The sequence below is a fragment of the Achromobacter sp. GbtcB20 genome (assembly GCF_019091095.1).
In the GTDB taxonomy this organism is placed as follows: domain Bacteria; phylum Pseudomonadota; class Gammaproteobacteria; order Burkholderiales; family Burkholderiaceae_B; genus Achromobacter; species Achromobacter mucicolens.
Genome location: NZ_JAGXJZ010000753.1, coordinates 1 through 248, shown reverse-complemented (window position 1 = coordinate 248; position 248 = coordinate 1). Strand labels below are relative to the sequence as shown.

Sequence of the window (248 nt, the reverse complement as noted above, 5' to 3'; positions counted from 1 at the left end):
GCGGCCCCAACACCCGGCAGGCGCTGCCCGAGCTGATGGTGGAGGCGGTGGGACCGATGGCGCTGCCCTTCGACCCCGCCTACCTCGAAGGCGCGACCGAGCACAGCGTGTTCGCCGACGACGACGCGGCGCCGCTGGCTTCGTACTACTTCAACTATCGCAAGACCTCCATCTACGGCGGCTCGAACGAGATTCAACGCAACATCATCACCCAGATGATCCTGGGTCTGTGAGGAGAGGGCATGGAC

The 248-nt window shown here is 64.9% G+C and carries 1 protein-coding gene; it reads left to right on the top strand.

The features are described 5' to 3' along the window. Positions 1-233 (top strand): acyl-CoA dehydrogenase family protein (locus tag KVT32_RS30985; RefSeq protein WP_256450103.1); only part of this gene is annotated, 233 nt, incomplete at its 5' end. Positions 234-248: the final 15 nt, after the last annotated feature.